This is a genomic window from Neisseria mucosa (assembly GCF_003044445.1).
Taxonomy (GTDB): domain Bacteria; phylum Pseudomonadota; class Gammaproteobacteria; order Burkholderiales; family Neisseriaceae; genus Neisseria; species Neisseria mucosa_A.
The window spans coordinates 1-21904 of sequence record NZ_POWX01000011.1 but is presented as its reverse complement, the minus strand read 5'-3'; the positions used below and the strand labels follow the sequence as shown (position 1 = coordinate 21904).

At 51.7% G+C, this 21904-nt stretch carries 19 protein-coding genes, 1 other RNA gene and 2 pseudogenes; 11 read left to right on the top strand and 11 right to left on the bottom strand.

Annotation, left to right across the window (positions count from 1 at the left end; genetic code table 11):
- The first annotated feature begins 124 nt into the window (after positions 1 to 124).
- The 4 genes from ilvD to DBY90_RS07455 all read left to right on the top strand — a co-directional run bounded on the left by ilvD (position 125) and on the right by DBY90_RS07455 (position 4257).
- Positions 125 to 1984: a dihydroxy-acid dehydratase gene (ilvD, locus tag DBY90_RS07470; protein WP_070490987.1), complete on the top strand. Its 1860-nt coding sequence runs from the start codon at positions 125 to 127 to the stop codon at positions 1982 to 1984.
- Between the two features lie 259 nt (positions 1985 to 2243).
- The gene (ispF, locus tag DBY90_RS07465) at positions 2244 to 2723 is read left to right on the top strand and encodes a 2-C-methyl-D-erythritol 2,4-cyclodiphosphate synthase (protein WP_039856019.1); all 480 of its coding nucleotides are present in this window, start codon (positions 2244 to 2246) and stop codon (positions 2721 to 2723) included.
- 70 nt (positions 2724 to 2793) lie between these two features.
- Positions 2794 to 3465, top strand: a complete 672-nt coding sequence (gene rpiA, locus DBY90_RS07460; RefSeq protein WP_070490985.1) for a ribose-5-phosphate isomerase RpiA — start codon at positions 2794 to 2796, stop codon at positions 3463 to 3465.
- A 69-nt stretch (positions 3466 to 3534) separates the two neighbouring features.
- On the top strand, positions 3535 to 4257 hold the full coding sequence (locus DBY90_RS07455) for a thermonuclease family protein (RefSeq protein WP_070490983.1): 723 nt from the start codon (positions 3535 to 3537) through the stop codon (positions 4255 to 4257).
- A 67-nt stretch (positions 4258 to 4324) separates the two neighbouring features.
- On the opposite strand, the gene uvrC is transcribed toward DBY90_RS07455, so the two are convergent.
- From uvrC to DBY90_RS07430, 5 genes are all read right to left on the bottom strand, one after another.
- A complete protein-coding gene (gene uvrC, locus DBY90_RS07450; protein ID WP_070490980.1) occupies positions 4325 to 6160 on the bottom strand; it encodes an excinuclease ABC subunit UvrC in 1836 nt (611 codons plus the stop codon).
- 138 nt (positions 6161 to 6298) lie between these two features.
- Positions 6299 to 6619, bottom strand: a complete 321-nt coding sequence (locus tag DBY90_RS07445; RefSeq protein ID WP_070490978.1) for a stress response protein — start codon at positions 6617 to 6619, stop codon at positions 6299 to 6301.
- 79 nt (positions 6620 to 6698) lie between these two features.
- Positions 6699 to 7634, bottom strand: a complete 936-nt coding sequence (locus DBY90_RS07440; protein ID WP_070490976.1) for an immunity 49 family protein — start codon at positions 7632 to 7634, stop codon at positions 6699 to 6701.
- A gap of 499 nt (positions 7635 to 8133) precedes the next feature.
- Positions 8134 to 8817, bottom strand: a complete 684-nt coding sequence (locus DBY90_RS07435; protein WP_039405933.1) for a 16S rRNA pseudouridine(516) synthase — start codon at positions 8815 to 8817, stop codon at positions 8134 to 8136.
- 40 nt (positions 8818 to 8857) lie between these two features.
- A complete protein-coding gene (locus tag DBY90_RS07430) occupies positions 8858 to 9976 on the bottom strand; it encodes a methyltransferase (RefSeq protein ID WP_107986922.1) in 1119 nt (372 codons plus the stop codon).
- Between the two features lie 208 nt (positions 9977 to 10184).
- On the opposite strand from DBY90_RS07430, the gene DBY90_RS07425 reads away from it, so the two are divergent.
- Positions 10185 to 11399, top strand: coding sequence for a pyridoxal phosphate-dependent aminotransferase (locus tag DBY90_RS07425; protein WP_070490971.1), 1215 nt, complete (start codon positions 10185 to 10187; stop codon positions 11397 to 11399).
- Positions 11400 to 11513: 114 nt separating this feature from the next.
- Positions 11514 to 11876, top strand: a transfer-messenger RNA (tmRNA) gene (gene ssrA / locus DBY90_RS07420).
- 142 nt (positions 11877 to 12018) lie between these two features.
- Here the strand turns inward: ssrA and DBY90_RS13665 are convergent.
- The 3 genes and pseudogenes from DBY90_RS13665 to DBY90_RS07400 all read right to left on the bottom strand — a co-directional run.
- Positions 12019 to 12996: pseudogene (locus DBY90_RS13665) on the bottom strand (tyrosine-type recombinase/integrase); the annotation flags it as partial.
- A 32-nt stretch (positions 12997 to 13028) separates the two neighbouring features.
- Positions 13029 to 13217 (bottom strand): hypothetical protein, encoded by a 189-nt coding sequence (locus DBY90_RS07405; RefSeq protein ID WP_003782610.1) that lies wholly within the window; start codon positions 13215 to 13217, stop codon positions 13029 to 13031.
- 1297 nt (positions 13218 to 14514) lie between these two features.
- Positions 14515 to 15408, bottom strand: coding sequence for a metallophosphoesterase (locus tag DBY90_RS07400; protein WP_070490969.1), 894 nt, complete (start codon positions 15406 to 15408; stop codon positions 14515 to 14517).
- 149 nt (positions 15409 to 15557) lie between these two features.
- On the opposite strand from DBY90_RS07400, the gene DBY90_RS07395 reads away from it, so the two are divergent.
- The 5 genes from DBY90_RS07395 to DBY90_RS07370 all read left to right on the top strand — a co-directional run bounded on the left by DBY90_RS07395 (position 15558) and on the right by DBY90_RS07370 (position 20711).
- Entirely contained in the window at positions 15558 to 16040 is a 483-nt protein-coding gene (locus DBY90_RS07395) for a metallophosphoesterase family protein (protein WP_234405116.1), read from the top strand.
- Between the two features lie 129 nt (positions 16041 to 16169).
- The gene (locus DBY90_RS12845) at positions 16170 to 16382 is read left to right on the top strand and encodes a hypothetical protein (protein ID WP_141743812.1); all 213 of its coding nucleotides are present in this window, start codon (positions 16170 to 16172) and stop codon (positions 16380 to 16382) included.
- 1444 nt (positions 16383 to 17826) lie between these two features.
- Positions 17827 to 19056, top strand: a complete 1230-nt coding sequence (locus tag DBY90_RS07380; RefSeq protein ID WP_107986918.1) for an ATP-binding protein — start codon at positions 17827 to 17829, stop codon at positions 19054 to 19056.
- Positions 19057 to 19089: 33 nt separating this feature from the next.
- Positions 19090 to 19938, top strand: a complete 849-nt coding sequence (locus DBY90_RS07375; protein ID WP_199904705.1) for a hypothetical protein — start codon at positions 19090 to 19092, stop codon at positions 19936 to 19938.
- A gap of 113 nt (positions 19939 to 20051) precedes the next feature.
- The gene (locus DBY90_RS07370; protein ID WP_070490963.1) at positions 20052 to 20711 is read left to right on the top strand and encodes a phosphoesterase; all 660 of its coding nucleotides are present in this window, start codon (positions 20052 to 20054) and stop codon (positions 20709 to 20711) included.
- Positions 20712 to 20805: 94 nt separating this feature from the next.
- Here the strand turns inward: DBY90_RS07370 and DBY90_RS13335 are convergent, their stop codons facing one another.
- From DBY90_RS13335 to DBY90_RS07360, 3 genes and pseudogenes are all read right to left on the bottom strand, one after another.
- Positions 20806 to 21063 carry a hypothetical protein gene (locus DBY90_RS13335; RefSeq protein WP_209283190.1) on the bottom strand — a complete coding sequence of 86 codons (258 nt, stop codon included), beginning with the start codon at positions 21061 to 21063 and terminating at the stop codon, positions 20806 to 20808.
- Positions 21026 to 21178, bottom strand: a complete 153-nt coding sequence (locus tag DBY90_RS13330) for a hypothetical protein (protein ID WP_234405115.1) — start codon at positions 21176 to 21178, stop codon at positions 21026 to 21028. The genes DBY90_RS13335 and DBY90_RS13330 overlap by 38 nt, the downstream gene beginning before the upstream one ends.
- 83 nt (positions 21179 to 21261) lie before the next feature.
- Positions 21262 to 21705: pseudogene (locus DBY90_RS07360) on the bottom strand (RHS repeat protein); the annotation flags it as partial.
- Between the last annotated feature and the right edge of the window lie 199 nt (positions 21706 to 21904).

Here is a 21904-nt window from a genome sequence, read left to right as displayed (position 1 = left end):
CAAACATAATTGGTATAAAATACCAAACTATTTTTATAGGCCGCAGGCAATCATTTCAGCGCATTTCAGAATGCGAAGCCTGCCTGTTAGATACGGCCTCATTATATGAATAAAGGAATGCAAAATGCCAGACTACCGCTCCAAAACTTCCACCCACGGCCGCAATATGGCGGGCGCGCGCGCATTGTGGCGCGCCACCGGCGTGATGGAAACCGACTTCGGCAAGCCCATCATCGCCGTTGCCAACTCGTTCACCCAATTCGTGCCCGGCCATGTCCACCTGCACAATATGGGCCAACTGGTTGCCCGCGAAATTGAAAAAGCCGGCGCAATCGCCAAAGAATTCAACACCATCGCCATCGACGACGGCATCGCCATGGGACACAGCGGCATGCTGTATTCTCTGCCCAGCCGCGATTTGATTGCCGACTCCATCGAATATATGGTCAACGCCCACTGCGCTGACGCGTTGGTGTGCATTTCCAACTGCGACAAAATCACTCCGGGCATGCTGATTGCCGCCATGCGCCTGAACATCCCGACCATCTTCGTTTCCGGCGGCCCGATGGAAGCGGGCAAAGTCATCGGCGTGGCCAACATCCAGCCCGAACGCCGCTTGGACTTGATTGATGCCATGATTGAATCGGCGGACGACAATGTCAGCAACCAGCAAGTCGAAGAGGTCGAACAAAACGCCTGCCCGACCTGCGGCTCCTGCTCCGGCATGTTCACCGCCAACTCCATGAACTGCCTGACCGAAGCACTCGGCCTGTCCCTGCCCGGCAACGGTTCCTACCTCGCCACCCACGCCGGTCGCAAAGAATTGTTCCTCGAAGCCGGCCGTATGATTGTCGAAATCACCAAACGCTATTACGAGCAAGACGACGAAACCGTGTTGCCGCGCAGCATCGCCACCAAAAAAGCGTTTGAAAACGCCATGACCATGGACATCGCCATGGGCGGCTCCACCAACACCATTTTGCACTTACTCGCCGTCGCCAATGAAGCGGGCGTGGATTTCAAAATGGCCGACATCGACCGCTTAAGCCGCGTCGTGCCCTGCATCTGCAAAACCGCGCCCAACAACCACGACTACTACATGGAAGACGTGCACCGCGCCGGCGGCATCTTCGCCATCCTGAAAGAACTGGACAAAGCGGGAAAACTGCACACCGACGTGTACACCATCCACGCGCCGACGCTGAAAGACGCGATCGAAAAATGGGACGTGACCAATCCCGAAAACACCCACGCCATCGAACGCTTCAAAGCCGCACCCGGCGGCGTGCGCACCACACAAGCGTTCTCGCAAAACCGCATGTGGAAAACCCTCGACCTCGACCGCGAAAAAGGCTGCATCCGCAACGTCGAACACGCCTACTCGCAAGACGGCGGTTTGGCGGTTTTGTTCGGCAACATCGCCGAACGCGGCTGCGTGGTGAAAACCGCAGGCGTGGACGAGAGCATCCTCAAATTCACCGGCCGCGCCCGCGTGTTTGAAAGCCAAGAAGCCGCAGTAGAAGGCATTTTGGGCAACCAAATCGTCGCCGGCGACATCGTCATCATCCGCTACGAAGGCCCCAAAGGCGGCCCAGGCATGCAAGAAATGCTGTACCCGACTTCCTACCTGAAATCCAAAGGCTTGGGCAAAGCCTGCGCCCTCTTAACAGACGGACGCTTCTCCGGCGGCACATCAGGCCTCTCCATCGGCCACGCTTCGCCCGAAGCGGCGGAAGGCGGCGCCATCGGTTTGGTGCACGAAGGTGACACCATCGAAATCGACATCCCCAACCGCAGCATCAACCTGAAAGTGTCTGACGAAGAACTCGCAAAACGCCGAACCGAAATGGAAGCGCGCGGCAGCAAAGCGTGGAAACCGGAAAACCGCGACCGCTACGTCTCCGCCGCCCTGCGCGCCTACGGTGCCATGGCGACTTCCGCCGACAAAGGCGCGGTGCGCGACGTATCGCAAATCGAGCGCTGATTCGGTATATTACGGGCAGGAGGTCGTCTGAAAACCTCCTGCCTTTTTTCCGATTTGAATCAATCCTTATCGCAAAACAGTATTTATAGCCTATCTATCGGCAATTCATTTTGCTGCTTGTGTAAGTAGTGAAAGTACCAAGTAAATGTTGATGGCCAATCAGGCAGGAGGCCGCTCAAATATCGGATTTAGACATTTAAATATGAAGTCGTCTGAAAAACGGTTTTTAGACGACCTGACATTGAAAAAAGGACAAAACATGAATATCCGTATCGGACAAGGCTACGATGTCCACCAACTCGTCGAAGGCCGCGATTTGATTCTCGGCGGCGTAAACATCCCGTTTGAAAAAGGCCTGCTCGGTCATTCCGATGCCGATGCGCTGTTGCACGCGATTACCGACGCATTGCTCGGCGCGGCGGGCTTGGGCGACATCGGCAGCCATTTCCCCGATACCGCTGCCGAGTTCAAAGATGCCGACAGCCGCGTATTGTTGCGCGAAGCGTATAAGAGCGTGCAGGCTTTAGGCTGGCACGTTGTGAACGTGGATACGACCATCATTGCGCAAAAGCCCAAACTCGCGCCGCACATTCCCGCCATGCGCGCCAACATTGCCGCTGATTTAGGCATTCAGACGACCTGTGTGAACATTAAAGGCAAAACCAACGAAAAGCTCGGCTATCTGGGGCGCATGGAAGCCATCGAGGCGCAGGCGGCGGTGTTGCTGGAAAAAGCGTAAGCAGGCAAGCACAAACGGCATGAAAATGTTAACATATGCCCATCAACCGACATCCCATTAAGGAGAAATCATGGCTACTCAAGATGAATTGAAACGCATTGCCGCCGAGAAAGCGGTGGAATTCGTACCTGAAAACGAATACATCGGTATCGGCTCAGGCTCGACCGTGAATATGTTTATTGAAGCGTTGGGCAAAAGCGGCAAAAAAATCAAAGGCGCGGTTTCGACTTCTAAAAAGTCCAGCGAATTGATGGCGCAATACGACATCCCCGAAGTATCGCTGAACGATGTGATGGGGCTGGCTGTCTATGTTGACGGCGCGGACGAAGTGAACCATATGCTGCAAATGATTAAAGGTGGCGGCGGCGCGCATCTGAACGAAAAAGTCGTCGCCAGCGCGTCCGATAAATTCATCTGTATCGCCGACGAGAGCAAATATGTATCGCGTTTGGGCAAATTCCCGCTGCCCGTAGAAGTATTGCCCGGTGCGCGTTCGCTGGTGTCGCGCAAACTTTTGGCAATGGGCGGGCAACCTGAATTGCGCTTGGATTGCACCACTTTCCACGGCAACCAAATCGTCGATGTCTATGGCTTGAATATCGACCGTCCGCTGACTATGGAAGATGAAATCAACCGAATTACCGGCGTTGTCGAAAACGGCATCTTCGCCCGTAACGCCGCGGATTTGTTGATTTTAGGAACAGAGCAGGGCGCCAAAGTCATCAAGCCCGGACAAAATTAAAGGCAATAAACAACGAAGGTCGTCTGAAAACCAATATCGGTTTTCAGACGACCTTATCATTCTCAAATTATGAAGACCACTACCATGCTCAAATGGCTGCCCGTTTTCCTGTCCGTATTGGGCGCATTGGGTTACGGCTCACGCGATACCGAACTTATCCGATCAAGCGTTCAGATTGTTTCCGATATTACAGACAGCCGTCATTTCGGCTTAGAGTCCGTCGGTGCGCTACTGACCGATATAATCAGGTCAAAGTCGTCTGAAAACGAACAAAGCAAGACTGGCATATACAAAAAAGCCCCTTATACCTATCACGGAAAAATCACCAAAATCCACGATGGTGATACCCTTCACGTCATCGACGAAGACGGTGCAAAACACAAAATCCGCATGGCGTATATCGACGCGCCCGAGATCAATCAGGCATACGGTACGCGTTCGCGTGACAACCTGATTGCCGAAGCCGACGGCAAAAAAGTGAAAGTACGCGTATTCGAAAAAGACCGCTACAAACGCGAAGTTGCGCAGGTATCCGTTGGGACAACCGATTTGAACCTTATGCAGCTGCGCGACGGCGCGGCATGGCATTACGACAGCTATGCCAAAAAACAGCAAAGCAAAACCGCCTATGCCGATTACGCCGCCGGCCAAAAGCAGGCAAAACAAAAACGTAAAGGTTTGTGGAGCGGTAAAAATCCGCAAGCTCCGTGGGATTTCCGAAGGGGTGAACGCGAGGTACAAGAAGGACGCGGAAACTCAAAATCGGAAGAAAACTGGTTGGGGATTTGGTAGGGTAATGTAAAGCAAGAGGTCGTCTGAAAACTTTTCAGACGACCTCTTGCTTTATTCATCCCGTCGTTTAATGCAGATGCTCGTAAATGGTTTCCGCCAATGCCTTGCTGATGCCTTCGACTTGTTCCAAATCTTCTTTGCTGGCGGCAACGACGCCGCGCAGGCCTCCAAAGCGGGTGAGTAGGGCTTGGCGGCGTTTGCTGCCCACGCCGGGGATGTCGCTGAGGGATGAGGTAACGCGGGCTTTGTCGCGTTTTTTGCGGTGCCCCGTGATGGCGAAGCGGTGTGATTCGTCGCGCACGGTTTGCAGGAGGTGCAGGGCGGGGCTGTTGGGCGGCAGGCGGAAGGTTTCGCCGGTGAACGGAAGGATGAGTTCTTCCATGCCGGCTTTGCGTTCGGGGCCTTTGGCGATGCCGACCAAGGGGATGTGCAGCCCGAGTTCTTCCCATACGGATACGGCGACGCCGATTTGTCCTTTGCCGCCGTCAATCAATACGACATCGGGCCATTTGACGGCTTCGCCGTTGGCTTCGGCTTCCTGCATTTTGCCGTAGCGGCGGGTGAGGACTTCACGCATGGCGGCGTAGTCGTCGCCGGGTTTGGCGGTGGTGATGTTGTAGCGGCGGTATTGCGAGGGTTGGATGTTTTGTTCGTCGTACACGACGCAGGAGGCGATGGTGGCTTCGCCTTGGGTGTGGCTGATGTCGAAGCATTCGAGGCGGTTGAGGTCGTCTGAATTCATGTTCAGGATTTTTGCCAACTCGTCGATGCGGTGTTGCTGGCTGCTTTGCTGCAGGCGGCGTTGTGCAATCGCCATTTGTGCGTTTTGTTCCGCCATTTTCAGCCAGACTTTGCGTTCGCCTATGGTTTTGGTCACGAACTGCATTTGTTTGCCGTGTTCGCCTTCTAAGGCTTCTTTCAATGCGTCGGGGACGGGGAAGTTGCTGATGATGATGTCGGGTTTGCTTTTGCCCAGATAGTGTTGGGCGACGAAGGCTTCGGCGTAATCTTGCCCGTTTGGTTCGGGGTCGTTTTTGGTGTCGGGGAAGAAGCTTTTGTCGCCGACGTGTCGCCCGCCGCGTATGCTGACCCAGTGTACGCAGACGAGGCCGTCGGAAACGGCGAGCGCGAGCAGGTCGATGTCGTTGGGGTTGTTCGGGTTTTTGCTGTCGATGAACTGGTTGCTCTGCATGATGCCGAGCGCTTGGATTTGGTCGCGGTAGCGGGCGGCTTCTTCAAATTGCAGGTTGGCTGCGGCAGTCTGCATTTTGTGTTGTAGGGTGCGGGTCAGTTCGTCGGTTTTGCCGTTGAGAAAAGTGGCGGCTTGGCGCACGCTGTCGCGGTAGTCTTCTTCGCTGATGTGTCCGACGCAGGGCGCGGTGCAGCGTTTGATTTGGTAAAGCAGACAAGGGCGGTCGCGGTGTTCGAACACGCTGTCTTCGCAGGTACGCAGCATGAAGACTTTTTGCAGGACTTGTATGCTGTCGCGCACGGCGTTGCTGTTGGGATAGGGGCCGAAGTATTGGTTGGGCTTTTTCAGCGTGCCGCGGTAATACGCCATCTGCGGATATTGATGTCCGCTGAGCATGAGGTAAGGATAGCTTTTGTCGTCGCGGAAAAGAATATTGTATTTCGGCGACAGGGCTTTGATGAAGTTGTTTTCGAGAATCAGGGCTTCGGCTTCGGAACGGGTAATGGTGGTTTCGATGTTGTGAATCTGTTTCACCATCAATGCGATGCGCGGGGAATGGTCGTTTTTCTGGAAATAACCGGACACGCGCCGCTTGAGGTTAACCGCTTTGCCGACGTATAAGACGTTGCCGCCTTCGTCGAAAAAACGGTATACGCCGGGCAGGTTGGGCAGGTTTTTGAGGAAAAGGGGGATGTCGAAGTCCGTGGTCATGGGGCGGGTGGTAGTATAGGGGCTGGAAAGTCGGAATTATAGGGGAAACTGTATTCCGGGAATATAACAAAAGGTCGTCTGAAAACAGGTTTTCTCAAATAAAAACCCGTTTTCAGACGACCTTTGCCGGTATGATTGTTAACGGCGGAATTTGCCGTGATCGAAATCATCAAATGCTTCGTAAGCGGCGCGGCATTGGATGCGTTGTTCTTTATAGGGTAGCTCACGGAAGGCTTTGCGGGCTTTTCGGTTTTCTTTCAATTCGGCACGGTTGCCTTTGTATTCGTACCATGCAGCGCGGCGGTCAAGGTACTTTTTGCAGGCGGGGTGCAGTTTGCCATGTTCGGCTTGAGTTCGCGGATGGCGGCGTTTGTGGGTGTCTGCATCGGCAGTTTGGGCGGAAAAACCCATTATCAGTGCAATGGACAAAGTAGAAAGCAAGCCTTTTTTGATTAACATGATGACCTCCTGTTTGTAGGATTGAATGAGTACTTTGCAAAATTGAAATCTATAAAACAGGTGCTCAGAGGTTTACGGCTCACTCTCGCTTCGCGTTACCAAACACCAGCTTATCGGTTTTGAACGTATAGTAATCAATCCAATCCTGCAGATATTCATACGGGTAAGACAAGTCATACTGTTTCATAAAATCGAAGATGTCTTGGTATTCGTCTGCCGGTAGCGGATCGTAAATAATCAAATCCCTCGGTGCGATTTCGTGGTCTATGCCTAAATCGAAACCGTGCATGGATGCGATTTTGGCGTAGGTAACGATTTGCGGCTGCAGGTAGAAATCGAAATAGGACAATGTTTCTTTGGCAGCCATACGCGCGGTTTTTTTATCGAAAAGCGGCTCTAAGGCGGCCTTCATCGCCTCTGCATCCTGTTCGGCGAAAGCGAGGAAGAAGCGGTAATCGTACAACCGCTTTTGCAGCCATTTGTTAGGTGCGGGGTGCGCCAAGACTTTCTCGCTACGTTGTTTCAAACGTTCAAGCTGCTTACCTTCCACCATCAGCAGAGTATTGTAAATCATATGCCGGTTGAGGTCGTAGCGGTTTACGAAGGCTTCTGTATCGTTGGCGATGTTGTCGATATTGCGCACCAGAAACTCACGCAGCTGCGGGCTGTCGCTCATCAGCATCAGAAACATCGGATTTTGAATGTTGAGCATATCGCAGGGAAAAAAGAAGGGTTCAGGGTCTGTAGAATTTACACTCAGCAAAACTCCCAGCTTTCCTGCAACATAAGCATATTGCTTGAATTTCTTAAGATCATGTTCAAATAGATAGGCATGGGAAGCTGCAGCTCTAACGTCCATGAAAATATGTTGCATAGCTGCAAGCGGAACGCCTTTTCTTTCATCTACATAATCTATAGAGTCAAGGCAACCGCTATTGAAATTAGCAGTATTGCCTATGATTACATTAGTAATATGCTCATACCATTTTTGGGTGGTCATCATATTGTGCCCCATTGTTATCTCCTTATATTGGTTTTAGGCAACAGTTGCGGCATTATCCAAGGTTCTTTCCATGTCTTGTAAATTTTTCTCCGCTTTCGCTGCTTTATAGGCCAGTCTCGCTTAACCTTTACCCGGAACTATATCCAGCTAAGCAAACAGGCATTCGGCATCAGTCTGTGAATAAAATAATTTGTTTTACCAGTCCACTCTATTTGCCTGATTAAGGGAAGGGAGCTATACGGTAGGAAGGGCTGAGAAAATTGCAGATAAAAAAAACCATCTATACTAAGGGGAAAAGTATAGATGGCCAAACACATTACGGGGAAAACGTCTTACTCACTTACTCACTTCTCTCGAAGCAAGTGTTACTCAGACACGCGAATTATATAATAGTTCACGAATGATGGCGTTAAGTTTGGTTAATGACATCTTAACAATCATATCATCATGTTTTAAAACAAATAAAAAAAATCATAATGGTTAAAATTTTTTTGAAAAAACTTCAAAATTTTCAAACTGTGATGAATTTCCACTCCCCTGAGGCTAAATTTTCTACCGTTCGTCCGTTGAATTCGTCCCGATGGAGGTGTTCGACGCGGTTGCCGGCGGCGGCGACCATACGTTTGACTTGATGATATTTGCCTTCGGTAATGGTCATCAGCAGGGTGGTCGGATTTTCCAAAACGGCTTCGGCTGCGCGGACGGTTTCGTTGTCGTCGTGCAGCAGGACGCCGTTTTTCAGCGTTTCACACAAGCTGTCATCGGCAGGATGCTTCAGGGTAACGCGGTAGATTTTGGGCACTTTGTGTTTCGGCGAGGTAACGCGGTGGTTGAACTGCCCGTCGTTGGTAATCAGCAGAACGCCCGTCGTATCCGCATCCAGCCTGCCGACCGCCTGCATGTCGATATTGCGCATATGGTCGGGGAAAAGGCTGAAAACGCTGGGGTATTGCTGCGGTTTGTGCGAGGTTTCGTAATCGGCGGGTTTGTTGAGCAGGATATAAAAATAAGGCATGGGTACGACGACGATGTCTTCGCCGTCTATGCGCAGCGTTTGGACTTCGGCGGGATCGATGTCGGCTTTGGCGTCGTTGTAGACCGTATCGTTGATTTCGACACAGTCGTTTTGAATCAGCCACTGGCATTGTTTGCGGCTGCCTATGCCTTGGGATTGGAGGTATTTGATCAGTTGCATGGGAATGGCGGGTGTGGGTTTCAGACGACCTAATTGTATATCAGGACTTCGCTCTCAAACGATAGAGATAAGTGGTTTCCCGATTGCGGGCGAAGGCGAGCGGGTCGGATTCGTCGGCGGCTTTGCGGTGGCGCGGTTTGGTTTTCAGAATATCGGCCACTTCTAAAGAGGTCGTCTGAAAACATTGTTCCAGAAAATCACGGTCGCGTAAGTGCAGATGTTCCGCCAAGTCGGAAATGATTAACCACGCTTCGCCTTGTGGATTTAAATGCTGCCGCACGCCGTTTAAGAAGGCGGTCAGCATAGCGTTGCCGGGGTCGTAGAGGGCGGTTTCGACGGCGGAAGTCGGTTTGGCGGGCAGCCACGGCGGGTTGCAGACGATCAGGTCGGCGCGTCCTTCGGGAAACAAATCGACGGCTTGGACGACGACTTGTTTGTCCAGCCCCAAGCGGGCGAGATTGGCGGTTGCGCAGGCGATGGCCTTGGGGTTGGTGTCGGTGGCGGTGATTTCGGGAATACCGCGTTTGGCGAGGATGGCGGCGATAACGCCGGAACCTGTGCCGATGTCGAACGCCGTCTGAATATGGGGATTCAACGGTGCTTGGGCGATTAAGTCCAAATATTCGCCGCGCAGGGGCGAGAATACGCCGAAGGGGACGTGGATTTTGCCGTCAAGCTGCGGAATGTCTATGCCTTTTTTGTGCCATTCGTGTGCGCCGATAAAACCCAAAAGCTGGTTGAGCGGCAGCAAAAACGGCGCGTCGTTCGGCTCGGCATACACATCGGCAAGGGCGGCGCGGACGTCGGGCGCACGCGGGTTGCTTAATTGAAAACCCGTGCCGATTTCGACGGCAAGCATGTTCAACACGCGGCTTTGCTGCGCCTGTTTCATACGGTGGGTGTGGAAGGCCGTCTGAATATCGGCAGGCGCGTTTTTTGTTTTTTCAGACGACCTGCGGACGCGCTTTTTCATCGCTGCCAAGACTTGCTTGGCGTTGTGGAAATCGCCCGTCCAAACGGTTGCCGTTTGGGCGTGGGCGTTTTTCAGAATATCGGCGGCATTGCTTTCATGCACATAAACCGCCTGCTTGGGCGGCTTCTGCGTGCTTTCGTTGCGCCATTCGGCAGCGGCGCGGTCGGTGGGGATAATGGGGAACATGACAGGAAGGAGGAAAGGAAAACTGACGGCAAGTTTACTATATTTCGGGAAGTATGTATTGAAAGCGGAATAGGGATGTAATAAAGGTCGTCTGAAATTTGAAATGCGGTTTCAGACGACCTATTCTCAGTTGCATAAAATACTTTCTTTCCGCCTGTAAACGGAGTACATTTACTCCCATTGTTAACAATTTTACGGAACACACATCATGGAGAAATTTCCCAAATCGTCCAAGCTGGACCACGTTTGCTACGACATCCGCGGCCCTGTGCACAAAAAAGCCCTACAACTGGAAGAAGAAGGTCATAAAATCCTCAAGCTCAATATCGGCAACCCTGCGCCGTTCGGCTTTGAAGCGCCCGATGAAATTTTGGTGGACGTAATCCGCAACCTGCCGACCGCGCAGGGCTATTGCGATTCCAAAGGGCTGTATTCCGCCCGCAAGGCCATCGTTCATTATTATCAAACTAAAGGTCTGCGCGATATTTCGGTCAACGACGTTTATATCGGCAACGGTGTGTCCGAGCTGATTACCATGTCCATGCAGGCGCTTTTGAACGACGGCGACGAAATACTGATTCCCGCGCCTGACTATCCGCTGTGGACGGCTGCCGCCACTTTGGCGGGCGGTACGGTGCGCCATTATTTGTGTGACGAAGAAAACGACTGGTTTCCCAACCTTGCCGATATGGAAGCCAAAATCACGCCCAAAACCAAAGCCATCGTCGTCATCAACCCCAACAATCCCACCGGCGCGGTGTACAGCAAAGAAATCCTGCTCGAAATCGCCGAATTGGCGCGCAAACACGGTCTGATCATCTTCGCCGACGAAATCTACGACAAAATCCTCTACGACGGCGCGGTACACCACCACATCGCCGCGCTCGCGCCCGACCTGTTAACCATCACCTTCAACGGCCTCTCCAAAGCCTACCGTGTTGCCGGATTCCGCCAAGGCTGGATGGTGCTCAACGGCCCGAAAGAACATGCCAAAGGCTATATCGAAGGTCTCGATATGCTCGCCTCCATGCGCCTGTGTGCCAACACGCCCATGCAACACGCCATCCAAACCGCTTTGGGCGGCTATCAAAGCATCAACGAATTTATCCTGCCCGGCGGCCGCCTGTTGGAGCAGCGCAATAAAGCGTGGGAACTGATTAACCAAATTCCCGGACTTTCCTGCGTCAAACCGATGGGCGCGATGTATATGTTCCCGAAAATCGACACCGAAATGTACGGCATCCATGACGACATGAAATTCATCTACGACCTGCTTGTGCGCGAAAAAGTCTTGTTCGTCCAAGGAACCGGGTTCAACTGGATACGCCCCGACCATTTCCGCATCGTTACCCTGCCGTACACCCACCAAATCGAAGAAGCCATGGGCAAACTCGAACGCTTCTTGCAGACTTACCGGCAATAATCGAATAAGGCGAAAGATCGTCTGAAAGCATGATTTGCGTGTTCAGACGACCTTTGTTGTGCCCGTTCTGCTTGGCAAAACAGCCTGATATGCGTATAATCACGTTTCCCATCTGGGGGCGATCTTGGTTTCGACGGGGGTTGCAAAGCAGATGCGGGCATACCGGGGTCTCAGATTTCCCGTAAAACACTGAATCTAAATAGTCGCAAACGACGAAACTTACGCACTGGCCGCTTAAGGCCTGCCGTTGCAGCAGTTGGTCAATGGGCTGTGTAGCGCAAGCTACCGCAACGTCATTCTACATTGACTGGTTTTCCGCCGGGTTACTTGGCGGGAAATAAGATTTAAGGTAACTGGTTCCTAGAAGGCCTGTCGGTCGGCATGATAGGAACGAGATTTTAAATAGACACGACTAAGTATGTAGAACGCTCTGTAGAGGACTTTCGGACGGGGGTTCAATTCCCCCCGCCTCCACCAAGATATCCGATAAGTATCCTGTACTTATCTCCATTTCTGTGTTTTTTGGCACACCATTGGCACATTTCCCACCAAAAAGCTGCTCGATTTTGGACTTTTCACGCTGCTTGTCGGCCAAGTCAATCCAGCGGGAATAGTTTTCAAGTAGCATTTTCATAGTGCTGTGTCCCATCTGACGGGCTACCCACATGGGGTTAGCTCCGGCCATGAGGTTGAGTGTAGCAAATGTATGGCGGGTGTTGTAGGGTTTCCTGTACCTTACCCCCGCTATTTTTATGGCGTGCTGCCAAGGTCTCCACGGCACTTTGTCGTTCTCAAATGGGCTGCCAGTTTTCGGATTGATGAAAACGTATCCGCTTGCGAGTCCTGTTCTTTGCCATTGCCTACGTAAAGCTTCCAAGGCGCGGCTATTGAGCTCGATGTCTCGATAGCTGTGGGTTTTGGTGCTTTTCAGCTTGCCAGCCACGGATGCTTTGTTCACGCGCACGCACTGCCTCTGGAAGTCGATGTCCTGCCAAGTGAGAGCGATGAGCTCGCTGGTACGCATACCGCTAAAAAAGGCCAGCTCGAAGTAATTGTGAAACACAGGTTCATTTTTCAGGTAGCCTAGAATGGCTTCGGCTTCTTCGAGCGTGAACGGGTCAGGCGGCTCTTTCTGCACTTTGGCATTGGCCAGATGCTGGGCGGGGTTGTCTTTTATCCTACCGTCGCGGAGCGCAAGAACAAACGGCTGCCGAATAACGGTGGCGATGTTGTTGCGAGTTTTTGCGCTACAGTCTAAGGTAGCCAGCAGCCCGGCTAGGGTACTGTATTGAATACGGTCTATCGGTATGTCGCCAATTTTGGGCAGGACGTGGCTGTTGAGCATGCCGCGATAGCGGGATAGGGTGGAGTGGGATAGCTGGTTAACGGTGGCTAGCCAGGCTTTGGCCATCTCACGGAAAGTGGGGCTGCGCTCCGTTTTTTCCGCCCGTTTGGAGTTGGGGAAGAATTCGGCATAATCGAATACGCCGATGGCGATTCGGGTAGATATTTCTTCCCGGAGTTTGGTGGCGTGCCGGATGTTGGCGGTGGTGGGCTTAAGCGGCAGGCTTTCCCAACATCGTTTACCCTGATACATGAACCATATTTTGATACTACGGTCGCGAATAACTAAGCCGGTTGGCATTCGTTTCGTTGCCATTTTTCTACCTCTTTTACGTTGATTAAGATGTGGCGGTCGGGTGCACGGTAGTAGTGGAGTCCCTCTACCCAAACGCCGGTGCTGATTTTGTCCCTTAAAGCCTTTTCTGTATAGCCTGACAACTCGGCGTAACGTTTTAACTGGATTTGGTTCAACATATTCAATCCTCCATATGAGTAATTAGGACTTGTAGTAAGTGGCCGTAGTACCGTAACCAACCATGTGGTAGTTCAGGCAACCTGAGTCGGCTTTCTGTTTGCATTTTTTTCTCCAAAGTTAAAGTTCGCCTTTTAGCGGCTTAGTTAATCCATTGTCCACGGCAGATTGTGTTCCACACTGCGTCGGGGCGAGTGATTTACCGTTGGGATAAGCAACAATGTCAGGTACGTATCTATTGCCTATATCGGTACCAACTATATTAGCAGCAAAAAGCCCTAAAATTTTTTCAGCTCATTCTCAAAGTAGGATGAATATCGGCAAACCATATGGCGGTTTGAAACTTGGAAAAGCCCTGGTTCACTGAGTGGATAACAGGTCATTTTGGATTGGCGTAGCTGATTATCCCTATAAAAAGTACGATGGCCGCAAGTGTATTCATGTAATGGAACTAGGTTCTGTTAATGATGAGCGCAGCATGGTTTTTAATATAAACTAAAAATAACATTAAATATCAATGAATTGATATTTTTTTAAGAGGTTTATGCCCGAGAGCTTAGTAAAACTCACTAAACGGAGAACCTGGTCAGGCACACTTTCCCATCTGTTGAGCCTAATCAAGCACCGATTGAGCGGACAGGGTTCCAATATCCTGTGCGCCGATGTAGGTATCGCTGGCGTTATCCGGACCTGGTTTATCGGTGGCTGACAAAATCAGGTCCGCACATCGGTGCAAACGATATCTGTACCACCACCGGCAACTACTGGGATGCATGCCGGGTTAAAGTCACTTTAAGGTTTGCTCACAGCATATCTGCATCGATGCAGAAAATCATACCGATGGGCAATGGGCATATTGCCGAGACCAAGTCCGCAATCAAAAGGGGTATTGAGGCAGACAGCTTTGCTTGGCTGAAAGATGATTGCAAGGACCTGGTTCTTTCACTCAGTGAAAGATAAAACCTAAGCAAGAGGTGATGATGCATACCAACGACCGGCAGCACTCCCCTAAAGACCGGAGAGTACCTGGGTCCGTTGTAGATGCTTCCGTCGTTGATACTGTTTTCATTACCCGCAATATTTGTTTTTATTCAATGAGTCAATGGATTGTTTAATATTATCAATAGAATAGATAGATTTCCGTCTATCGGTATCTTTGAGCATGCAGAATAACGGCTCCATTCAGCCTTCAGGCAGCAGCCGAAAGTATCAATGACACGGTTGATTTTGATTTGATGATGCAGAAAAAAAAGAGGGATGGCAAACTATCCCTCTTGTCGCTTTGATGTGCTGCCTGGTTCACACCATCAAAAACGGCAGCCCGTCTTTGATTTGCTGCTGTCCCGCCGGGCTGTCGGGCTTAAACTCTTCCTGATAATAGCCGATGGTGTTGCTCACCGTTGGAATGCCGTATTCGTTGGCATAACAAACGGGCAGGTGTTGGTGGGCGTGGCCGTGAATGCAGGCTGCAAGCTTTTCAGGTAGCCCGATTTCCGCATCCTCCGCCCACTGTGCAGGCAGTACCGTACCGTAGCCCAGGTCGGCATCGCCGAACAGGCGGCTGGTCGGGTGGTGGGTGAACAAGATGTTTTGCACGCCGGACGGGCTGGCACGCAGCGTGTCTTCGATAAAGCAAACGCTTTGATGATGTGCCGCCAGCACATCGCGGTACAACAGCTTGGCGTAACGATTGCCACGTTTGACCTTGATGTAGCGGTAATCGCTCAACCTTTGCGCCACCGCATATTCGTCCCCATGCGCCACCTGATACCAAAACGGTGCGCCAATAATCTGCACGCGCCCGTTGTCGAGAATCGCACACTGATTATGCAGGATGCTCATGTGCGCCTTCAGCATCGGGCTGCCCTCCAGAGCCACCTGAATTCGTCCGACTGCCTTATGTAGGGCATCGCCGTAATATTCGTGGTTGCCCATCACATAAAACACTCGGTCAAAGCCGTTGTCGGCAATCACGCTTTCCAGAAACGGCACGAAATAGTGGAACTTCCTGGCCTCGGTCAAATCGCCGGCAATCATCAACAGATTGTGTTGCGTTGCAGGCTGCTTATTGCAGCGGAACAGGGGGCGGTAGATTGCGTCCAGTACATCGGTTTGCAGCAGCCCGCGTTTGTCGAACAGCCATTCCAGATGGATATCGGAAATGTAGTTGAGTTGGACGGTGCGTGTCGGCATTAAGAGGACTTTCTATGAATGATTGATGAGCGTGAACCATCAACGCCGATACTCGGCGCCAATCGTGTCAAACGGTTTCAGATGGAATGATACAATACCGGCGAACCGTTTCCCATCTCCCGTTGCAGCCTACCTGAAACCATATCTATATGAAAATACAGCTCCTTTCTGACACCCACGGCAGCCCCTATGCCCTTCATCCCGAAGCCGATGTGATTGCCCACGCCGGCGATTTCGGCAACGGTTTGGCCGCCATGCGGCAGTTTCAGGCAGCCTGCAACGAGGCGGGCAAGCCCTATGTTTTTGTGCTTGGCAATCACGATTATTATCATGAAAACATGAGCGATGTGCGCCTGCAATTGCGCGACGAACCTTATCTGCGCGCGGGCAAAACCGTGCAAATCAACGGCTGGACCTTTGTCGGCGGCACGCTGTTCAGCAATTTCAGGCAGCACCAAGTCAGCGCCAAACAGTTTGAGCAAAACTGCAATCTGGCGCAGGTTTCCGTGGCCGATTTCGCCTATATTTTTGATTACCTGCCCAACAGCCAAAACGAGCGGCGCATCACGCCTGAGGACTATGTCCGCCTGTACAACGAAGAATGGGCATGGATACAGCGGTTTTCCCCCTAGCCTTTAAACGACAATTAAACCTACTCTTTATCTTAGGGTTAATCAACGTTTAAAGGCTTTTCTTATGTCCGAAAAAATCAAAACCTCGCCATCTACCCGCTGGAAAACGCCACAGCTGAATTTAACCTTGTGCTGGCCGAAGACGGGCAAACCGTTTCAGGCAGTCTGGAATACAGCATCCACCACAACAGCGAATGGCACTACGATTTTGTCATGCACCTACTGATGGTTCGCGAGGATATGGCGATTGATACGCAGCTGGAAGGGCAGGCGCGGCTGGTGACTGGTTATGTGCTCACTGTTGCTCGACCGTTTGGAGGAAGAGACTCTGAAAAAATATGAGCGATATATGAAGATTCCGGAAAAATTTTTCTCGGGAGGTAAAACTTTTATTGTTTTACCTCCCAAATTTTTTGAAATTATAGGTCTGGGGAAAGTGGAGTTAAGATGTGTTATAGAGATTGCTTTTTTTGTTTAAAGCGCATACTTATATTTATATATATAATATAAATACCTATTATAAGAATATATATATCATATATAGTATATATACATCGGTGATTTTGGAATTTTGAAATGGTTTTCTTCCATCGGGTTTGACACGATGGCCTTTGGGTTGGCGAGATGGGATTCGGTATGAAGCCCGTCGGTATAATCTGAGCTCGGTCTCAACCGAGCGAGGGCGAAGCTGGTTTTCTTCCATCGGGGTTGAACCGATGGCCGTCGGGTTGGCGAGACGGGATTCGATAAGAAGCCCGTCGGCATACTCTGAGCTCGGTCTCAACCGAGCGAGGGCGAAGCTTGTTTTCTCCCATCGGGTTTGGCTCGATGGCTGTCGGGTTGGTAGGTGGGCTGATGATAAAAAGGGAAATGGTCGAATACGCCGACATGGAAATATATGCAAGTTGGTGGATGGAGCGTTATGTTTGCCGAAGCAATAAATTCATCCTGCACTGTGTCAATGACCATGGGGTTTAACCAAACCCACCTAAGAGCAGATTCGTGAGATGTATCTCTCCACCCGATGACAAAAAGGCCACCCAAATCAGGGCGGCTTGTTTTATTAGCTGGCGGTTTGGTTAATATTGATTCCACCAATAGTCGTCAGGGTTGTAGTTGGGGGTCGAGATACCGATGGCGTTTGGGAAGGACGGGACTGAATATCTTTGGCTGGGTGTAGTAGATTATGGGAAGGATTTTGGGTTCCTTGTACCGTTTCCAAGACTACATTGATGTCGACACAGATCGAACGTAGTATCCGTTGCTGTTCTGTTGAGTTTGGTTGAAGCAGGGAGGCTTGTGTGCCGTACTCCATAAGCTCACCCCCTTGGCGCCATCTGAACCACGTCAAAAATGCTCTGTAGCTGCGAAAGAGCATGTTCTAGTTTCAGCAGTTGTACAGACGTGCCTTTGTCGGTCAGCTTGCCTAACTGGAACGAGCGGTTCTTTTTCAGTCTGGGTAGCGTACCTGTAGGCGTCACCATCAGCAGCTACTTCCTGTTGTTCTCGCTGATTGCTCAATGATGTCAACTCTTTACGTAACTTTTGTACAGCTGGAGAATCTACCGTTTCATGCAGCCCGGTCTCCATTGTTGATGACCTGCCCAACAGCCAGAATGAGTGGCGCATCACACCCGAGGACTATGTCCGCCTGTATAACGAGGAGTGTATATGGCGGCTGTTTCGCGGTGCAGCCTACGGCATCATCACCACACAAAATCAAGAAGTATTGCGCAAAAACCCAGTTTAACCTAAGATTATGTCTTAAATTAAACTGGATTTTGTTATGTATTACCCACGTCACCTGCAACCCGTTCTGCAAAAGCTGTCCGCCCAATTTCCCGCCGTGTTGCTGACTGGTGCGCGGCAGGTCGGCAAATCCACGCTGCTTCAGCACATTGCGCCCGAATACGGATACCTTACCTTAGACGATCCCTTGCTGCTCGACCAAGCCAAAAACGAGCCGCAACTGTTTTTATTGAACCACACGCCGCCGCTGATTGTGGACGAAGTCCAATACGCCCCCGAGCTGTTCCCCCAGGTGAAAATGGATATAGACCGGCGCAAGCAGAACGGCCTGTATCTGCTGTCCGATTCGCAGGCTTTTGAGTTGATGCAAAACGTCAGCGAAAGCCTGGCCGGGCGCATTGCGGTATTGAAATTAAACGGATTGTCGTGGCGCGAAATGCGCGGCGATGATTTTCAGACGGCCTTTGTGCCGGACGAAGGCTATTTGGCCGACCGAAACCCCGTATCCAGTTTGCCCGAACACGAAAATATCTGGCAGATTATCCACCGCGGCGATATGCCGCGCTTATACGAGCAGCCCGAAACCGACTGGCAGGTTTACTATGCGTCGTATGTCGCCACCTATATCGAACGCGACGTGCGCCAATTGGTCAATGTAGGCAGCAGCGGCAATTTCACTCGGTTCATGATTGCTATTGCAGCCCGCAGCGGGGAATTATTGAATTACAGCAGCGTGGCCCAGGAAATCGGCGTATCGGTGGATACCGTCAAGCGTTGGCTCACCGTGCTGCAAACATCGGGCATCGTCTATCTGCTGCAACCCTATGGCAACAACCACCTCAAACGCGCCATCAAAACCTCGAAAGTCTATATGCTGAACACCGGTCTGATGGCCTACCTGACCAAATGGCTGACGCCGGAAACCATTCAAAACGGAGCCAAGAGCGGGCAGTTTTTTGAAACTTTTGTCGTGGGCGAAATCATCAAATCCTTCCACAACCAAGGCCAAGAACCGCCGATTTATTTTTACCGCGACACCAATCAAAAAGAAATCGACCTACTGATCGAACACCAGCAGATGCTGTACCCCGTTGAAATCAAAGCCACCGCCAATCCCAATAAAAAAATGGCCGCCGCTTTCAACCTGCTGCGCAACACGCTGCCGGCAAACGAATTGGGCATCGCCCACGGCACGATCATCAACCAGTACCCGCAAAAAATCTGGTTGGCGGAGAATTTGGTTGCCGTGCCTGCGGCCTATGTTTGAGGCTACCTGAAACCGCCCTTCAAGGAATGAACCATGCCCAACACCCCCGCCAACCCCATCCCATCCGAACATTTCCACGACGGCACCCTCATCTCCTGCAAGCTTACCGACTGGACCTTCACGCGCCACCACACGCCCGGCAAATCCGAGTATGCCGTGGTGTACGGCACAGTCGTCCAAGATGGTTCGGGACGTTTTACCGCAGGCAGCCGAATCCGCACCTCGCCCGTTACCCTATGGGCGGCACCGCTGGCCCATACGCACAACTCGGTGTACTGCCTGCCGGAAGGTGCAGGCTGCTTTTGCGACCTGCCTGCAACCTTGCAGCCTGCCATAGACAGTTTGGGTATTGACCCTGCAGAAGCGGCCGTTATCCTGCAAAACACCTTCATGCAGCCTGCACATGCCTTGCCTGAAACCGCCTGTTTCGGCGTTCCGGTAATGCGGCCGGCAGGACAGGGCGATTGTCCGGTCGTCATGGAGCACCACATCGCCGAATTGCCGTTCTACCCGTTTTGGCGGGACAGCAGCATCGGTTCCGCCCAAAACCTGATAGACGGGCAAGCCGCCGTATTTCTGCACGATTGGAACGCATTCTGCCGCCGGTTTGTCCGTACCGGTAAACACCGCTGCCAAACCGACCACACAGACAACCAAGCCGTAGACGGCCAATACAGCTATTTCGGCCTGCCGATTGTGCATACGCCAGGACAAAATAACGCTCCTGCCGTATTGGAAGCCGACATCGCCAAACTACCGTTTTACACCTATTGGCACACCGCCTGCGCTTCCGATGTGCACCGGTTAGCAGACGGCAAACGCGTTGTGCCCCTTGCCGATTGGGAAGCCTTCTGCCAACGGTTGGTATTGACCGGCAGATAGGCGGGCAAAAAAAGTGCAGGCTGCTTTTTATCGCCCCAACTCCGTTTCAGACGACCTCTAAAGCAGCCTGCACCTTATTTTTCATTGTCAGATGACCAGAAACCGAGTATCCCATGCCTCAAACCTATTTCACAGCCGACTGGCACTTCTCCCATCCCAACATCGCCCGATACTGCCCGCAATTTCGCCTGCAAAGCGATAACGCCGACGAGTTGAACGAATACCTGATCGACTGCTGGAACCGCGTCGTTACCCCGCAAGACACTGTGTACAACCTCGGCGATGTCTGCTTTGCCAAAAAGCCCGCACACATCGAAGCCGTGCTGCAACGGCTTAACGGGCAACACCATTTGATTTACGGCAACCACGACTACCTGATTCGGCAAAACGAAGCACATTTCCTCAACACGCGCAAAGCCGACGGCCATCCGTTGCTCTCGTCCGCCAGCCATTACCTGCGGCTCAAACTGCCCGAAATCGGCAATACCGCGATTTTGTGCCACTATCCCTTATACGAATGGGACGGCATCCACCACGGCCTATACCACCTCTACGGCCATCTGCACGACCGCATGGCCGCCGTCAAAGGGCGTGCCCTCAATGTCGGCTGGGATATGCACGGCCGTTTCCTGACCGAACAAGATATTGACAGCTTCCTGCGCGACCTCCCTGCCGTTCAGTATTTCGACGACAAGCAAAATGTTATCGTCGGCAACAGCACGGAAGATGCGGCTGCAAAAGTTCGGGCGAGATTGGCAGCATTGAATGAATGAGCTTTTATAGTGGATTAAAATTGCAACGATACGGCGTTACCAACGCCCTTATGTACTATCTGTACACGACGGGCGTTGCCGCCTTGTCTCATTTTTATTTTAATCCACTATATTTTAGAAATGAATTTTCAGGTAGCCTTGAATAGTGCAGGCTGCCTGAAAAACAGCCGACAGAACAAAAGGACGGGTTTTCAATCCGTCCTTTTTGCATCAGCAATACCGCCAAGTGTCCTGCATAAAATGAATGATCTCGTTTAACGGCACAGGCGAAAGCGTAAACTGCTTGTCCCCTTTCTTCTGTTCCACTTCCAAAATCAACATACAGCCTTCCGACAACTTGCCTGTCGGTCAAATTCCAATTCTTTGATTTTGACCGACAGGGTGATGCCGTTGTCCGCCAAGTTCTGCTGGTATGCCTCGCCTGTGTGCCCGTAAAAATGGTAGGCAAACGCCAGCTGATCCAGCACATTGGCAATCTCTTCCGCGCCGTAACCGCTTTGGCTGTCGGCAAACCGTTTCGGGCGTTCTCTTCTTTAGACGACACCTTTCATTGGTGCCGGGCAATGAGTTGGCCGTTTTCGTTGTAGTCGAAGCAGGTGATGCTTTGGCGGTTGGCGGCGCGGACGAGGTTGCCGTTCGGGTCGTATTGGTAAGCGGTTTCCTGAACCTTGTCGTTATCGCGGGCAAGGGTGTGGATTAAGCGTCCCAATACATCGCGTTTGAACTCGGTAATCCGCAGCGGGGTTTGGCTGTCGAGGTCGTCTGAAAGCGGGGCGGCGTCTTTTTTGGGGACGGGCTGTCCGCCCAGTTGCGCCATCAGTTTGGCGGCGAGGGAAGCATCGTCGCCGAATTCGCGCTGCTCGACCAGCTCGTTGCCGGCGTTATAGCGGTAGCCGGTCAGCTTATGGTCGAAGCCGCTTTCGGCAATCAGGCGGTCGAGGACGTCGTAGGCAAAACGGTAGCGCGCACCGTTTTCATTGGTGAGGCCGACCAAGCGGCGGGCTTTGTCGTAATGGTAACCGAAGGTATGGCCCAGCGCATTGGTGCGCCGGGTCGGCAGACCGTCCTGAGACCTTTGCAAAATTCCCCAAAATCCCCTAAATTCCCACCAAGACATTTAGGGGATTTTCCATGAGCACCTTCTTCCAGCAAACCGCACAAGCCATGATTGCCAAACACATCGACCGCTTCCC

What these genes read in the sequence shown, in the direction of transcription:
- DBY90_RS07395 (WP_234405116.1), top strand. Translation starts at nt 15,558, where the DNA reads ATGAAAATACAGCTCCTTTCTGACACCCACGGCAGCCCCTATGCCCTT.
- rpiA (WP_070490985.1), top strand. Translation starts at nt 2,794, where the DNA reads ATGGCTACTCAAGATGAATTGAAACGCATTGCCGCCGAGAAAGCGGTG.
- DBY90_RS07380 (WP_107986918.1), top strand. Translation starts at nt 17,827, where the DNA reads ATGTATTACCCACGTCACCTGCAACCCGTTCTGCAAAAGCTGTCCGCC.
- uvrC (WP_070490980.1), bottom strand. Translation starts at nt 6,160, where the DNA reads ATGACCACGGACTTCGACATCCCCCTTTTCCTCAAAAACCTGCCCAAC.
- DBY90_RS07400 (WP_070490969.1), bottom strand. Translation starts at nt 15,408, where the DNA reads ATGCCGACACGCACCGTCCAACTCAACTACATTTCCGATATCCATCTG.
- DBY90_RS07375 (WP_199904705.1), top strand. Translation starts at nt 19,090, where the DNA reads ATGCCCAACACCCCCGCCAACCCCATCCCATCCGAACATTTCCACGAC.
- DBY90_RS07370 (WP_070490963.1), top strand. Translation starts at nt 20,052, where the DNA reads ATGCCTCAAACCTATTTCACAGCCGACTGGCACTTCTCCCATCCCAAC.
- DBY90_RS07455 (WP_070490983.1), top strand. Translation starts at nt 3,535, where the DNA reads ATGAAGACCACTACCATGCTCAAATGGCTGCCCGTTTTCCTGTCCGTA.
- DBY90_RS07405 (WP_003782610.1), bottom strand. Translation starts at nt 13,217, where the DNA reads ATGTTGAACCAAATCCAGTTAAAACGTTACGCCGAGTTGTCAGGCTAT.
- DBY90_RS07435 (WP_039405933.1), bottom strand. Translation starts at nt 8,817, where the DNA reads ATGCAACTGATCAAATACCTCCAATCCCAAGGCATAGGCAGCCGCAAA.
- DBY90_RS07425 (WP_070490971.1), top strand. Translation starts at nt 10,185, where the DNA reads ATGGAGAAATTTCCCAAATCGTCCAAGCTGGACCACGTTTGCTACGAC.
- DBY90_RS07445 (WP_070490978.1), bottom strand. Translation starts at nt 6,619, where the DNA reads ATGTTAATCAAAAAAGGCTTGCTTTCTACTTTGTCCATTGCACTGATA.
- DBY90_RS07430 (WP_107986922.1), bottom strand. Translation starts at nt 9,976, where the DNA reads ATGTTCCCCATTATCCCCACCGACCGCGCCGCTGCCGAATGGCGCAAC.
- ilvD (WP_070490987.1), top strand. Translation starts at nt 125, where the DNA reads ATGCCAGACTACCGCTCCAAAACTTCCACCCACGGCCGCAATATGGCG.
- ispF (WP_039856019.1), top strand. Translation starts at nt 2,244, where the DNA reads ATGAATATCCGTATCGGACAAGGCTACGATGTCCACCAACTCGTCGAA.
- DBY90_RS07440 (WP_070490976.1), bottom strand. Translation starts at nt 7,634, where the DNA reads ATGGGGCACAATATGATGACCACCCAAAAATGGTATGAGCATATTACT.